Here is a 13,896-nt window from a genome sequence, read left to right as displayed (position 1 = left end):
ATGCGTCCCGTAGTGGTTTCCCAGTCGCTCGATGTTCCAGTGCCGCAGGGTGCCTCATTCGCGCGCACGCTTCCCATGCCGATCACGGAACTGTTCAACAAGTGGTACGGCCCGTTTCCGCCCATCAAGGCGGTCGATCAGCACTCACCGGGTGTTTGGGGTTCGGTCGGACAATCGCGGACGCTGAAGTTGACCGGTGGCGGAAGCGTGCTCGAGACCTTGACCCATGTCGACGGTCCGACGAGCTTCGGGTACACGCTCACCGACATCAAGGGCCCGATGGAGGTGTTGGTTTCCCATATCGAAGGCGCCTGGACCTTTGCCTCCGCGGGTAGTGGAACACTCATCACCTGGCAGTGGACGGTGCACCCCAAGTACGCAGTCACCGCTCCGCTCGTCCCCGCGTTGGGGATGATGTGGAACGGATATGCGCGTCAGGTACTGAGGTCGCTGTCCGGGTATCTACAGGGCGCAACGGTCTGACCGTTGGCCTGGGTGCATGAGTTGCCGCATCGCGCACCTGTTTGGCGTTGGGCTGCATGGCATACCAGATCGTGCGCCTGATCAGACGCACTTTTCGGTACCGCATGGACCAGCGGGATCCGATCCTTCGGTACACCGCGCTTACGGCAGTCGCTGGAGCAGCTTTCGCGCGAACGTCGTGATCCGCTCGGGCGGGAACTGGTCGGGTTCCGCGAGCACCGTGCGACCGGCATCCCACATGAGCGCGAGGATCGCGCGGGCGTACAACTCGGTGTCCTCATCCGGATCCTCAATACGCAGAAGGTCCTCCAGGACAGAGATGAGCACTCTCCGGCCTCTTTCCACGCGCTCGCGGAATGCCGCCGCAGTGCTGTCGACCAGCGCGAACACCGCTCGCCAGCGGGCTGGCGCTTCCTGGACGGCCATCAGAAATCGTTCGAGGAAGATCAACACCGCCGCACCGGGATCCTCGTCTCCGACGGTTGGCAGGATCGGCGACATCTGCGCGATAACGGCAGTTTCTTCGCGGGCCAAGAATGCGCTCAGCAGGTCGTTCGTGTCGGTGAAAACGCCGTAGATGACCGGCCGCGTGACCCCTGCTTCCTTCGACACGGTGTCCATCGAGACCTTGTGGATTCCGTCCCGAACAGTGACGCGAAGGGCCGCATCGAGCAGTTGCTCGCGCCGCTCCTCGGGCGACTTGCGCGGTGCATACGGTCGCGCTTTGCGATCCTCGTCCGGCACTCGCGGCATGTGTATCCCTCCCAACGGCACGCTGCCGTCGTCCGCATCATCCTAGGGACCGTGGCTAGCGCGGCGTCTTGAGCATCTTCATGGTGATCCGGGAATCGACACGCGCGATGGCCGGATCACCCATGAGCCGCGTGATCATCCACTGTTCGTACTCGGCGGTGTTCGCGACCTGAACCCGGATGAAGTAGTCGGGAATCCCGTACATACGCCTTAACTCCGCGACCTCGTCCATCGCCGACAGCCGACTTTCGAATGCCTCGACGGTGGCTCGGTCCTTGGCCGCGAGCTCGGCACTGATGAGCACCTCGAAGTCCCGGCCGAGCGCGGCCGGGTTGACGATCGCCGAATAGCCGGTAATGACGCCGTCGGCCTCCAGCCTGCGCACACGCCGTAAGCACGGCGCGGGCGTCAACCCCACGCGGTCGGCCAGTTCTTGGTTCGTCAGACGGCCGTTCTCTTGCAACTGCGCAATGATTGCGCGATCGATGCGATCCACATCTCCAATATTGCGCTCACGGGTCCGCGACGGCACAAAGTGGCAATCAAAGTGCTCGATGAATTTTCTATCGTTGCTTCATGGCCACAAACACCCTGGTTGAGCAGCGCGAATCCGATCTTGCGACGGCCGCGCGCGAGACCTGGGTCGTGTGGGCCGGGCTCTTCGCGTTGGGCATCGGGTTCGGTGTGTACGTCTCGAGTCACGGCTTTCCGTGGTGGCTGGCGCCCCTCATCTCGGCCGGCATCTTCGCGGGCTCCCTCGAATTCATCCTGGTCGGAATGCTTGTCGTCGCCGCTCCGGTCGCGGCGATCGCGACGACCACGTTCGTGGTGAACTCACGACACCTGTTCTACGGACTGACGTTCCCGCTCGACCGGGTGCACGGCCGCTGGGCGAAGTTCTACAGCGTCTACGCGCTGACCGACGAGGCGTACGCGCTGTTGAGCACGAAGGACCCCCGGACCCTTCGCAGCCGAAGAATCCTGTGGACCCAACTCGGCCTGCACTCCTCGTGGGCGATCGGCGCACTGGTGGGCGGAGTCGCTGGATCGACGGTCCTCAGCGATGTCAAGGGACTCGACTTCATCCTGACGGCGCTGTTCATCGTGCTGACGATGGACGCCTACCGCGATCGTCCCGACTGGCGCACGCTGACGCTCGCCGGCGGGTGTGCACTTGTTGCCGCAGTGCTGGCCCCGCAGGCCATCGTGCTCGTCGGAATGGTGTTGTTCGCGTCGACGCTGGTCCTTCGGCACTTCACCGGGCGGAGGTCGGTCCATGCCGCATGAGGCCTACGTCGCGTCCGCAATCGGCGTCGCGATTGCGATCACCCTTGCGCTTCGGGCTCTTCCCTTCGCGGTCAAGGGATACCTCCGCGAGTCCGCATTGCTCGCCGACATCGGAAAGTGGATGCCACTCGGCGCCCTGACGATCCTGGCGTTTTACGTGATGACGCCGCTGGCGACCGCCGAGTGGTCCGTTGCCCTTCCCCAGTTCATTGCCGTCCTGACCACCATCGGACTCCACGCATGGAGGCGAAACGTCGTGCTGAGCCTCGTCTGCGGGACTCTGGTGTGTGTCGGACTGTCGGCGGTCGTTGGCTAGTCCGACGACTTCTACGCGCTGACCGGACTCACGGCGACCGAGGCCATGTCGATCAGATCGACGATCGCCGCTGGCTGCGACGCGAGCGACGCATGGCTCGCAGCGAGTTCGATGATCTCGCGCGGGTTCATGCGCGCTGCCATACGGCGCTCGTTGTCCGGGTTGATCATGCGGTCCTCGGTCGAAACCTGATACCAGACCGGCTTGTGCTTCCACGCCGGGTCGGTGACGGTATCGCCGAAAGTCGATGCCAGCGGCGCCTTCTGGGTTGCACCCATGACGAGTCCCTCATCCTCGGTCAGATCCTGTGCGAAGCTCTCGCCGAACTTGTCGGGGATGATCCACAGGTATCCGTCCGAGTCCGGGACGACGTTCGCAAAGGCTGACGGCGGCATCTCCTGGGTGAGCTGGCCGGGGCTCTCGCCCGCGTCCGGCGCGAATGCGGCCACATAGACGAGCGCAACGACGTTCGGCAGGTTCCCGGCTTCGGTGATGACCGCACCGCCGTAGGAGTGTCCGACGAGGACAACCGGCCCGTTGATCTGCTTGACCATCTGCTGTGTGCGCGCCGCGTCTGCGGCGAGTGAGGTGAGCGGGTTTTCGACAGCACGGATATCGGCGTATCCGCGCCGGTGGAGTTCGACGATCACCTTCGCCCAGTGGGCGGCGCCGCCCCAGAATCCGTGAACGAGAACAATCGCGGGCTTATCCGTCATGGTGGACCTCTCTGAAATGAAAGACTGCGATGACTTTCAACCTATTGCGGACGATCGGGCACAGGCCATGACTCAGGAACCGGAACAATTTGCCGATACTCCGGAGCAGTCGATCTTGTTTCCGAACATCGCCGGAGATGCGTTGTCCGAATTGCTCCAGTTGGTGAGCCTCCGCGGCGACGCCGTCGCCCGCTTTGCGCCCACTCCACCGTTTCGCGTGGACCTCCCGAAAGGAGTTCGCGCACTTCACATCGCGGAAACGGCGGGGCTCGTCATCGAAACCGGCGAAGGTCGGATCGTGCTGGATCCCGGCGACATGGTGCTCGTTGCACGCGGCGATTCGCACCAGCTTTCAAGCGACGATGCGGCGGGATGGGTTTCGGGCCGGTTCGTCCTGAACAACGAATCCGCGGGCACGTTACTGGATGTCCTGCCGTCCGCGATTCGAGTGAAGGCTTCGGGTCGCCCGTGGCTTCCGCTCAGCCTGAACTTGTTGCTCGAAGAACTGAAGCCGGGACGCCCAGGCGCCGGAGTCATGATTTCGCGCATTCTCGACCTGCTATTCATTCACGCCCTGCGCGAATGGTCGACGACCAATGGGTCACAACCGGGTTGGCTCACCGCGGCGTTGGATCGTCAGCTCGCACCGGTTCTCACCGCGATCCACGCCCAACCAGAGAACCGATGGACGGTCGCCGAACTGGCCCGACTCGCGAATCAGTCGCGATCGGTGTTCGCCGAGCGGTTCACTCGACTGCTCGGGCAGTCCCCGGCCGCATACGTGGCCAGCCGGCGTCTCGAGAAGGCAGCGGCCCTTCTGGAGTCCAACGAGCAGTCCGTCAGTCAGGTCGCTCGGGCCGTCGGATTCGAGTCCGATGCGGCCTTCAGCCGGGCCTTCACGCGGGAGTTCGGTCTCGCACCTTCTCGTTGGCGCAAACGGAACTGACGTCCGGAACTTTTCTGCCCGCACCGGTCGAATTCGCGTGCCTGGATTCGTCGTATTAGTGAGAGCCCGAAAAGACCTGACGTCGAGGAGCGAAGCGATGAACACGCTGACCGAGATGATGACCCTCTCGTTTGCGCGCCCGGCGTCGGGTGCCAGCAAGACCGAGTTCGCGGCCTGGTTCGAAGCCAAGGCCCGCCTGCACGAGCACCTCGCTGCATTGGGCGGTCCGGATGCAGAATTCGAGCGAGCATTGGCCAGGAAGGCTCATCGCCGCTCATCAGATCTGGTCGCGGTAGCCGCCTAGCCTGTGATCAAGATCTCCGCTGTGCGGATGCTGCGATTCTGCCACGCAATTACGATCTTGGAGTGTATTGTGCCCGTCCCGCTCGAATTGGCTTGATCTGCGCCGCAGTTGCCACTTCAGTCACATTTTTCGGCCCCGCCGCCAACGCGACGACTGCCGCCCACCCCAAGCCGACCGTCGCGTTCCTCGGCGACTCCTACACGGCGGGTACCGGCGACCCCCAGTACTGGCGGACGACATCGAAGCTGATGTGTTGGGACGCGCTCAACTTCGGTCGCAGCGGAACCGGCTACGTCAATCCCGGGAAGAAAGCCATCTACGGGGTCTTCGGCGATCGCGTCGAGAACATCGTCGAGGCTGACCCGTCGATCGTCATCGTGCAGGGCAGCTTCAACGACAAGGACACCAAGGGAGTCGAACCAGCGGCGCAAGCCGTTCTCGAAGAACTCCACGAACGCCTCCCCCACGCGGAGATCTTCGCGATGAGCCCGGTCTACCGTCCGAAGAAGGACAGCACGGCCCTGGTCAATGCGAACACGGCGGCTGTTCACGACGCCGCTGCCGCGGTCGGGATTCCCTTCATCGACGCCCGCAAGTTCATCAAGGTCGATCCCAGCCTCTATCGGCGCGACCTGCTGCACCCAAATGCCAAGGGCCATCTGGCGCTTGGGAAGAAACTGGCCGCGGTGCTGCCGAAGCGATTGAACGCCTGCTGAGGCAACTCCCGCCGAAAAAGTGCACACTGGGATCGTGACTGGACCATCCGATCCACGCCTCCGACAGCTCGTGCTGCTGCGCAAAGTCCGTGATCGGATCGATCGCGACTATGCGCAGCCGCTCGATGTCGAGGCGCTGGCCCGAGGCGTGTTCATGTCTGCCGGTCACTTGAGTCGTGAGTTCCGGGCCGCCTACGGCGAGTCGCCGTACAGCTATCTGATGACGCGGCGGATCGAACGCGCCATGACACTCCTTCGGCGCGGCGACATGTCCGTCACCGAGGTGTGCTTCGAGGTCGGTTGCTCATCGTTGGGAACGTTCAGCACGCGATTTTCCGAACTCGTCGGCATCTCCCCGAGCGCGTACAAGAAAATGGCCGGCGACGAGGCCAAAGGCATCCCGGCGTGTGTTGCCAAACAGGTCACCAGACCGGTCAGGAATCGAGAAGCAGCGGCTGCCGCGCCTCAGTAGCGTGATCTGCATGAGCCTGAGCATTCACTACACCTTCCTTCCCGCTGACGACCCGGACGCCTCGCTGGCCTTCTACCGGGACACCCTCGGATTCGAGGTCCGCAACGACGTCGGATACGGCACCATGCGCTGGATCACGGTCGGGCCCGAGGGTTCGAAAACGTCGATCGTGCTGCACCCGCCGGCCGCCGATCCCGGAATCACCGAGGACGAGCGCCGCACCATCGCCGAGATGATGGCGAAGGGCAGCTACGCCAGCATCGTCCTGTCTTCCGAAGATGTGGACGGCACGTTCGAGCAGGTCCAGGCGGCGGGCGCGGAAGTTGTGCAGGAGCCGATGGACCAGCCGTACGGAGTGCGGGACTGCGCGTTCCGCGACCCCGCCGGCAACCTCGTTCGGATCAACCAGGCGGCTTAGGTCTTGTGGTCGTTTGCGCTCGGTCAGTGAGCGCAAACGACCATTCTGGGCTTTGGCCTCAGTGGCGAGTGCAGGCTCCGTCGCAGAACGGTGTGTTCGCACTCGACCCGCACGTACACGCCGCCATCCGGATCTCGTGCGAAGGCGCGTCGGATCCGGTCAGGGTCAGCAGCAGATCGCCGCGGATAAGCAGTGGCCCACCGGGAACTGCGGTGATCGAGGTCGGTACGGGCGGCACCTCCGACTGCCCGCTGGCGAGGACATACCGCAGTGCGCCGCTCGGGCACCTCTCAACGACCTCGGCGACTGCTTGCGGGTCGCCTTCCGCAGGCTGAATCCACGGCCTTTCCTTGGTGTTGAACACCGCCGGTAGACCCTTCACGCACTCCGCGAAATGTCGGCAGCGAGTTCCGTCGAAGAGGACGGTGATGCCGTCCGCTGTGTATTCCTTACCGGAGTATTCGCCAGCCATAGCGCAAAAGTACCCCTAACAGCGGGTGCCAGAAGGCGAGTCCCAGTGCGGATCAGACCTTGATCAGGTAATACGTCCATGTGGGGCGAAAACCCGTCCCATAATTGTCACAGCGAACCGCAAACAGGTGGTTCGGAGCGTTGAAGGGGACCACCATGGGCTTGCAGGACAAGATCACCGAGGCCGTCGAGACAGCCAAGGAGAAGGCTACCGACCTCGCTACCAAGGCCAAGGAAGCTGCCGAAGGCGCAGTCGACAAGGCTAAGGAAGCTGCGGAGGGTGCAGTCGACAAGGCCAAGGAAGCTGCCGAGAAGCTCAAGCCTGGCCAGTAACAACTAAAGCTCGAAGGTCGGCCCGGTGATTGCACCGGGCCGACTTTCGTTTGTCATCGTCCGAGCAGGATGTCCCGGTAGAGATCGGCGAATTCCGCGGCCGCGACCGCGTCGAACTGCGGATGGCGATACCGCAGCGTCAAGGACAGTTCGCCGTCGACGGTGACGGCCCCGACGGTCGCACCCATCGGCACGGTGCCGGGCGGTGAGAACCAGAGCTCAGTGATCTTCATTCCTGGCGCGTCGAGACGACCGAGGTTCGTGAGCCACGTCGTGTCGACTGCGCGATCACCGACGAACGGCCGATCGGCAAGCATGCGCTTGAGCTTGTCCGGCAAGATCCTGCTCATCTTCGCGATGTCGACGATGATGCCCTGCGCACGATGCGCTTTGAGAACGCTGGTCCGGGCGTGGGCGCCGATGGCCGCATCGGCGAGTCCGGTTTGTTCCTTCTTCATGACCCGGATCGACACGTAGGACGCGAAGTTCCCGAACACTTCGTACTGCCACTCCGGTGGTCGAACGTTCATCGGCATGGTGATCGTGACGCGACGCGGTTTTACTTCTCGCTCGTCGTTCCACCGCCGAACGGTCATCGCGAGACCGCCCAGGAGCAGGTCGTTCACGGTGACCCCGTCGGGGCGATTGGCGACGATCTTCTGCGTCTCCTCCGCTGTGAAAAAGATCGGGTGACACCCGTATCCCGCTGTGGGCGTTCCATTTTGGGGCTCGACTCGCGCCGGACGGCGAGCGCTGATGATCACGTGCCGGCCGAGCAGGCGCGTCCGTTGCAGACGGTCCTTGATTCCACGCGCACCCACCAACTTGCGCACGTTTCGTACGGCAACCTGGTCGAAGTCGGGAACCGGGTCCGGCTCACCCGAGTAATTGCGCAGGATCGACGTCATGAGCCGATAAGCCGCAACGCCATCTCCGGCCGCGTGATGAAGGACGAGCAGGAGGTAGTCGCCACCACCGGCATGGACCGCAGTCGCGGTGAACGTCGACACCGTGAGGTCGGGCGCTTGGCTCACAACGCGGTCCCGAACCGCGGCGACGGGCTCGCCGCTCACGATCGTCAGCGGTACATCACCGGGTTCGTCTGGAATGAGCCAGAAGTAGCGGAACGTGGCCGGTTTCACCGGCTTGAGGTGAGCCCGCGCAATCGGATGCGTGACCATCGCCTGCCGGATCGCGGCGCGGAGTCGTTCGTCATCGAACTGTCCGTCGATGCGAACTTCCAGATGAATCGTCCACGGCTCATCGGCCGATCCGACATTCAGACACGTCTCATCCAGACGATCCAGGCGCACTTTCCGCAATGCCGCTCCCCTTCCCCATTCCGTCATCGTTGCAAGAGCAGAATCGCATGATGGCCGAAATCGACATCAGCACGGATCTCGAGCGTATCGACCGCGACTGGTTGTGGACGGAACTCAGCGAGCGTGCCTACTGGGCGAAATACCGGACGCGCGAGATGTTCGATCGGCAGTTGGACCAGGCCTGGCGAATTGTCGGCGCATACGACCGCGACTCCGGTGCCATGGTCGGATTCGCGCGGTCCTTCTCCGACGGCGCAGCCGTGGCTTACCTGGCGGACGTGTACGTCAATCCAGCGTGCCGAGGACGTGGCGTGGGATCAGCGATTGTGCGCGCGATGATCGATGACGGGCCCGGCTCGGACTTCCGCTGGATGCTGCACACCGCCGACGCGCACTCGCTCTATGCACGGTTCGGGTTCGGTCCGCCTGACTCGACGTTCCTGCAGCGGGACTTCCGATTCCCTCATATCCGGGACTGAATTGACCCGCGGGTCCATGGAGTGCCGCACCCTGCGCCTGATCAGGCGCTCGATCCGGCACTCCACGCACTGGAAGTGCCCAACCGACGCATTCTGCGGCAAATCATGCATTCGGTCAGGTTTGACCCTTTCAATACACAAACGTATCGGATACAGTTTTGTATCGTGAGCGAATCTGAGGTCAGCATCGAGTCACCGAAGCGGGTGACCAAGCGGCGGGCGGAGACCCGTGCGCGATTGCTGACCGCCGCCTACGACACGTTCGCCGAAGAGGGGTTCGGCCGCACGACCGTCGAGCAAGTATGCGACCGGGCCGGATATACCCGCGGCGCTTTCTACTCGAATTTCGCGTCGCTGGACGAACTCTTCCTCGAGATGTGGGGCGAGAAATCCCGCGAGCTCATCGACGGCCTTCAAGCGATCCTCGACTCGGAAACCGCAGTCGGTGACGATCCCCTCGCCGCCGTCGCACGCGTTCTCGCCGTCGTTCCCGTCGACGACAAGTGGTACCGGATCACCGCCGAATTCACTGCTCACGCACTACGGAATCCGTCGCTTCGCCGCGTCATGGCAGCGCGCGAAGACGCCATCATCGCCGGCCTGATGCCCGTGCTCGAAGTGCTCATGGCACGTGCCGGGCGGGCGATCCCCGACTCGGTCGCCATGGGCCAGGCACTCGTCGCCGTCCACGACGGCACGACCGTTCAAGTGCTCATCGAACCCGACAACGACGCCGTTCGGCAGCGCCGCATCGAACTCTTCACGCGCGTTGTGCTCGCTTACTCCACCGAGATCGAAGGATCATCCATATGAGTCAGACTCCCGATGCGATCGTGGTCGGAGCCGGCTTGTCCGGGCTCGTCGCCGCGCACGAATTGATCAAGGCCGGCAAGCACGTTCTGATCCTCGATCAGGAGAACCGCAACAATCTCGGCGGTCAGGCGTTCTGGTCGCTCGGTGGATTGTTCCTCGTCGATACGCCGGAACAGCGGCGGCTGGGCATCAAGGACTCCTACGAACTCGCACTCCAAGACTGGATGGGTTCCGCAGGTTTCGACCGCGACCGCGAGGATCACTGGGGACGCAGGTGGGCGCAGTCCTACGTCGAGTGGGCCGCCACCGGAAAGCGCAAGTACCTGCACGATCTCGGACTTCGCATCACACCGATCGTCGGCTGGGCCGAACGCGGCGGCGGCAACGCCGACGGCCACGGCAACTCGGTTCCCCGCTTCCATCTGACGTGGGGCACGGGTCCCGAAGTCGTGCGGATCTTCGCTGAGCCCGTCCAGGTCGCTGAGCAGCGCGGGCAGGTGACCTTCAAGTTCCGGCACCAGGTCGATGAGCTCATCGTCGAAGACGGTGCGGTCGTCGGCGTGCGCGGCACGGTCCTCGAGCCCACAGATCTCGAGCGTGGCGTCGCATCATCTCGCGAGAAGGTCGGTGAGTTCGAATTCCGTGCACCTGCCCTCGTCGTGACTTCTGGCGGAATCGGGCACAACTTCGATCTCGTGCGCCAGTTCTGGCCGACGGATCGGCTCGGCCCGGCACCAGAGACGATGATCGCCGGAGTGCCCGCGCACGTCGACGGACGAATGCTCGGGATCACCGAGAACGCCGGTGGCACGATCGTCAACCGGGATCGGCTGTGGGCCTACACCGAGGGCATCCACAACTGGGATCCGGTGTGGCCGAACCACGCGATCCGGATCATTCCCGGACCGTCGTCGATGTGGTTCGATGCCGTCGGCAAGCGGTTGGCCTCCCCCAATTTCCCTGGCTTCGATACGAATTCGACGATGAAGGCGATCCTGTCGACCGGCTACGACTACTCGTGGTTCGTCCTGACGCAGTCGATCATCGAGAAGGAATTCGCGCTGTCCGGATCGGAGCAGAACCCGGACATCACCAACAAGGACATCGTCTTCACGCTCAAGAGCCGCCTCGCGAAGGGCGCTCCGGCACCGGTCGAGGCGTTCAAGAAGCACGGCATCGACTTCGTGGTGGCCGACAATCTGCAGGACCTCGTGTCGGGCATGAACAAGCTTGCCCGCGGTGGCGCAGAGATCGAATTCGCGGACCTCGAGAGGCAGATCGTCGCACGGGACCGGCAACTGGCGAACGGTTACACCAAGGACCTGCAGATCATGGCGATCCGCAATGCACGCGGGTACCTCGGCGACAAGATCGTCCGCGTGGCTGAGCCGCACCGCATCCTCGACCCGAACCACGGCCCGTTGATCGCCGTGCGCCTCAACATCCTCACGCGAAAGACGCTGGGCGGCTTGCAGACGAACCTGGACTCGCAGGTGCTTGCCAACGACGGCAGCCCGATCGCAGGACTGTACGCCGCCGGCGAGGTCGCCGGATTCGGCGGTGGCGGTGTGCACGGTTACAACGCACTCGAAGGAACCTTCCTCGGGGGCTGCATCTTCTCCGGCCGCGCGGCCGGCCTCGCATTGGCTAAGGAGTTGGCATGACCAAGACCGCAGTGGTAACTGGCGCCTCGTCCGGTATCGGCAAAGCCGTCGCGGAAGCGCTTGTCGCGCAGGGCTATCGCGTCATCGGAACGAGCCGGAATCCAGATCGGATCGACGACGCAGTGCGCGTACCCGGAGTCGAGTACCGCGCTCTCGACCTGAATGACAAGGCCTCGATCGAAGCCCTCGCTGCTGGCGCTGGTCCCGTTGATGTGCTGATCAACAATGCCGGAGAGAGCCAGTCCGGCCCCTTCGAAGAGTTGCCGGCCGACGCGATCGAGCGACTGTTCCAGCTCAACGTCTTCGGCCAGGTCCGCCTCACGCAACTTCTGCTCCCCGGCATGCGCGAGCGTGGGTATGGCCGTGTAGTCATGATCGGGTCGATGCTCGCGAGCTTCCCGCTGCCCTACCGCTCCTCGTATGTCGCGAGCAAGGCTGCACTGAAGGGCTTTTCGGACGCGGCCCGCCTCGAACTGTCGCCGTTCGGCGTGTGGATGACGACTGTCGAACCGGGGTCGATCAACACCGGCATCAGTGAGCGGCGCACGAAGTACGTTGCCGACGACTCCCCCTACCTCAAGGAGTTCAACACCGTCATCGACACCCTCGATAAGCGAGAGTCCACCGGCATCTCGGCATCCGAGGTTGCCGAGACCGTCCTCGAAGCGATCAACGCGGACCAGCCGAAGCCGTTGTACGCGCGCGGAAGCCAGGCTCAGGTCGTGTTCCTGCTCAAGCGGGCCGCACCGGCGGCGATCGTCGAGCGCGTGATGGCCAAGGCGTTCGGACTGCGCCGGTGACGGGACGGATGATCGGCACGAAAGTCGGCCGGTTGCACGTTCGCGTGGACGGTCCGGCCGGTGCGCGTCCGCTCGTGCTCATCCATGGATTCGCCAGTTCGCTCCAGCGCATGGGCCGAATCGCGGATCTGCTGGCCGAGAACTACCGCGTCATTCGGGTCGACCTGCTCGGACACGGCTTCTCGGAGACGGCGAAGGACCTCGATGCGCCCGCCCAAGCGGCGGCGATCATCGAGGTTCTCGATCAGCTCGGCGTGAACGATGTTGTCGCCGTTGGTCATTCCTTCGGCGCGGACGTGGCCGTCGAATTGGTGACGGCCGGACGGGCCGCGGCGTGTGTCGTCATCGGGCAGGCACCCGACTACAGCTACTCGAAGTTGCCGCCTGCGCTGCTCCCCCAGGTCGTTCCGATGGGACTCGTACATCGGTTTCTCCCGGCACCCTTCGTTCGGCTTGGCGCGCGTTCGGGCTATGCACCAGGCTTTCGAATCAGTGCGGTTTCGGACGAACCGAACGCCTTCGTCCGCGACTACTCCGTGTTCGACCCGAAGATGTACGAGATCGTCCTGGCGACGCGAGGCAAGCGGCTCGCCAAGCGGCCGCTTGATGCCCTACTGCGGGAGTCCGGAGTCCCCGCTCTCGCGATCCACGGCGACCGGGACCTGATCTGGGATTGGCGTAAGACCATTGCGCGCTACCGGTCCGCGGGGATCGAGGTGGCGACGGTCGATGGCACGGGTCACTCACCCAACGTCGAACGTCCGGTTACAGTCGCGGGCTTGATCCGGGACTTCATCGAGAAGCACTGATCAGCGCGGTTTCTTCCCGATCTTGCCGACTCGCTCGGCCAGCCACTTAGGTGCGTAGCGGGCGAAGTTCGTCATGACTTTGTACGGAATCCCCGGGACCGATACGACCTTGCCCTTGTCGAGGTCCTTCAGAGATGCCTTGACCACGTCTTCGACGTCGAGCCACATGAAGTCCGGGAGGCCCTTCATCTCCATGCTGGCCGTCTCGTGGAATCGCGTCCGGACGAATCCGGGACACAACGCCTGAACGCGAACCCCGGTGCCCGACAACGTCATCGCGAGACTCTCGGCGAGCGTGATCACGTACCCCTTGGAGGCCGAGTAGCTCGCCATCGGTCCCGGGATCAAGCCGGCGATGCTACCGAGGCTGACGATGTCACCACGTGCCGCGGCGATCATCGGCGGTAGGGCGGCTCGCGTCAGTTGCATCACCGTGGTGACCGCGACGTCGAGTTCGGCCTGCAACTGTGCCGGATCAAGCGTCCAGAACCGGCCCGGCAACCCGAACCCGGCACTGTTGACGAGGAAGCGAACGCCCTCTTGTAGACGATCGGCGACCTCGGCGCGACCCTCCACGGTGGCCAGATCCGCAGCCATCAGGGTGGGTCGCTGGTGGCACGCCGCCTCGATCTCGTCGGCGATAGCGACCAGACGGTCTTTGTCACGGTCGACGAGAACGAGGTCGTACCCGCGGTTCGCGAGCGTTCGCGCATACTGCGCGCCGATTCCCGATGCGGCGCCCGTGATGAGGGCGACCGGCTCCTGTGGTGTCGCCATTCATCGACTCTATGGGC

Annotated in this window: 20 protein-coding genes; 14 read left to right on the top strand and 6 right to left on the bottom strand. The window is 63.7% G+C overall.

What is annotated here, in order from left to right:
* On the top strand, positions 1-483 hold the full coding sequence (locus tag F600_RS0116935) for an SRPBCC family protein (protein ID WP_040631775.1): 483 nt from the start codon (positions 1-3) through the stop codon (positions 481-483).
* A gap of 141 nt (positions 484-624) precedes the next feature.
* Here F600_RS0116935 and F600_RS0116930 read toward each other — a convergent pair whose 3' ends face one another.
* Entirely contained in the window at positions 625-1,236 is a 612-nt protein-coding gene (locus tag F600_RS0116930; RefSeq protein WP_018161822.1) for a TetR/AcrR family transcriptional regulator, read from the bottom strand.
* Between the two features lie 55 nt (positions 1,237-1,291).
* Positions 1,292-1,732, bottom strand: coding sequence for an Lrp/AsnC family transcriptional regulator (locus F600_RS0116925; RefSeq protein WP_018161821.1), 441 nt, complete (start codon positions 1,730-1,732; stop codon positions 1,292-1,294).
* A gap of 80 nt (positions 1,733-1,812) precedes the next feature.
* On the opposite strand from F600_RS0116925, the gene F600_RS0116920 reads away from it, so the two are divergent.
* Positions 1,813-2,523, top strand: a complete 711-nt coding sequence (locus tag F600_RS0116920; protein WP_018161820.1) for an AzlC family ABC transporter permease — start codon at positions 1,813-1,815, stop codon at positions 2,521-2,523.
* A complete protein-coding gene (locus F600_RS0116915; RefSeq protein ID WP_018161819.1) occupies positions 2,513-2,839 on the top strand; it encodes a branched-chain amino acid transporter permease in 327 nt (108 codons plus the stop codon). Before F600_RS0116920 ends, F600_RS0116915 begins: the two co-directional genes overlap by 11 nt.
* Positions 2,840-2,850: 11 nt before the next feature.
* Here F600_RS0116915 and F600_RS0116910 read toward each other — a convergent pair whose 3' ends face one another.
* On the bottom strand, positions 2,851-3,555 hold the full coding sequence (locus F600_RS0116910; RefSeq protein WP_018161818.1) for an alpha/beta hydrolase: 705 nt from the start codon (positions 3,553-3,555) through the stop codon (positions 2,851-2,853).
* A 67-nt stretch (positions 3,556-3,622) separates the two neighbouring features.
* On the opposite strand from F600_RS0116910, the gene F600_RS0116905 reads away from it, so the two are divergent.
* The 5 genes from F600_RS0116905 (at position 3,623) to F600_RS0116885 (ending at position 6,411) form a co-directional block, all read left to right on the top strand.
* Complete coding sequence (locus F600_RS0116905) at positions 3,623-4,501, top strand: AraC family transcriptional regulator (RefSeq protein ID WP_018161817.1); 879 nt, start codon at positions 3,623-3,625, stop codon at positions 4,499-4,501.
* A 97-nt stretch (positions 4,502-4,598) separates the two neighbouring features.
* The gene (locus tag F600_RS0116900; RefSeq protein WP_018161816.1) at positions 4,599-4,805 is read left to right on the top strand and encodes a hypothetical protein; all 207 of its coding nucleotides are present in this window, start codon (positions 4,599-4,601) and stop codon (positions 4,803-4,805) included.
* Positions 4,806-4,867: 62 nt separating this feature from the next.
* Positions 4,868-5,521: an SGNH/GDSL hydrolase family protein gene (locus F600_RS30595; protein WP_162141441.1), complete on the top strand. Its 654-nt coding sequence runs from the start codon at positions 4,868-4,870 to the stop codon at positions 5,519-5,521.
* Positions 5,522-5,552: 31 nt separating this feature from the next.
* Positions 5,553-5,993, top strand: a complete 441-nt coding sequence (locus tag F600_RS0116890) for a helix-turn-helix transcriptional regulator (RefSeq protein ID WP_026306623.1) — start codon at positions 5,553-5,555, stop codon at positions 5,991-5,993.
* Between the two features lie 10 nt (positions 5,994-6,003).
* Positions 6,004-6,411, top strand: a complete 408-nt coding sequence (locus tag F600_RS0116885) for a VOC family protein (protein ID WP_026306622.1) — start codon at positions 6,004-6,006, stop codon at positions 6,409-6,411.
* 58 nt (positions 6,412-6,469) lie between these two features.
* Here F600_RS0116885 and F600_RS0116880 read toward each other — a convergent pair whose 3' ends face one another.
* Positions 6,470-6,883, bottom strand: coding sequence for a (4Fe-4S)-binding protein (locus tag F600_RS0116880; protein WP_018161812.1), 414 nt, complete (start codon positions 6,881-6,883; stop codon positions 6,470-6,472).
* Positions 6,884-7,038: 155 nt separating this feature from the next.
* Here F600_RS0116880 and F600_RS31695 point away from each other — a divergent pair, with 155 nt between their 5' ends.
* Complete coding sequence (locus tag F600_RS31695; RefSeq protein WP_018161811.1) at positions 7,039-7,215, top strand: hypothetical protein; 177 nt, start codon at positions 7,039-7,041, stop codon at positions 7,213-7,215.
* 53 nt (positions 7,216-7,268) lie between these two features.
* Here the strand turns inward: F600_RS31695 and F600_RS0116870 are convergent, their stop codons facing one another.
* Entirely contained in the window at positions 7,269-8,564 is a 1,296-nt protein-coding gene (locus F600_RS0116870) for a condensation domain-containing protein (protein WP_081628897.1), read from the bottom strand.
* A gap of 23 nt (positions 8,565-8,587) precedes the next feature.
* Between F600_RS0116870 and F600_RS0116865 the strand changes: the two genes are divergently transcribed.
* The 5 genes from F600_RS0116865 (at position 8,588) to F600_RS0116845 (ending at position 13,102) form a co-directional block, all read left to right on the top strand.
* Positions 8,588-9,016, top strand: a complete 429-nt coding sequence (locus F600_RS0116865) for a GNAT family N-acetyltransferase (protein WP_026306621.1) — start codon at positions 8,588-8,590, stop codon at positions 9,014-9,016.
* A gap of 165 nt (positions 9,017-9,181) precedes the next feature.
* Positions 9,182-9,829 (top strand): TetR/AcrR family transcriptional regulator, encoded by a 648-nt coding sequence (locus F600_RS0116860; RefSeq protein ID WP_018161808.1) that lies wholly within the window; start codon positions 9,182-9,184, stop codon positions 9,827-9,829.
* Entirely contained in the window at positions 9,826-11,493 is a 1,668-nt protein-coding gene (locus tag F600_RS0116855; protein WP_018161807.1) for an FAD-binding dehydrogenase, read from the top strand. The genes F600_RS0116860 and F600_RS0116855 overlap by 4 nt, the downstream gene beginning before the upstream one ends.
* Entirely contained in the window at positions 11,490-12,293 is an 804-nt protein-coding gene (locus F600_RS0116850; protein ID WP_018161806.1) for an SDR family oxidoreductase, read from the top strand. Before F600_RS0116855 ends, F600_RS0116850 begins: the two co-directional genes overlap by 4 nt.
* Positions 12,290-13,102, top strand: coding sequence for an alpha/beta fold hydrolase (locus F600_RS0116845; RefSeq protein WP_156024655.1), 813 nt, complete (start codon positions 12,290-12,292; stop codon positions 13,100-13,102). Before F600_RS0116850 ends, F600_RS0116845 begins: the two co-directional genes overlap by 4 nt.
* Here F600_RS0116845 and F600_RS0116840 read toward each other — a convergent pair whose 3' ends face one another.
* Positions 13,103-13,879, bottom strand: a complete 777-nt coding sequence (locus F600_RS0116840) for an SDR family NAD(P)-dependent oxidoreductase (RefSeq protein WP_018161804.1) — start codon at positions 13,877-13,879, stop codon at positions 13,103-13,105.
* Positions 13,880-13,896: the final 17 nt, after the last annotated feature.

The sequence above is a fragment of the Smaragdicoccus niigatensis DSM 44881 = NBRC 103563 genome (genome assembly GCF_000380645.1).
GTDB classification, from domain to species: Bacteria; Actinomycetota; Actinomycetes; order Mycobacteriales; family Mycobacteriaceae; genus Smaragdicoccus; species Smaragdicoccus niigatensis.
Note: the sequence above shows the minus strand (reverse complement) of the source record. Positions and strands in the feature narration are given on the sequence as shown.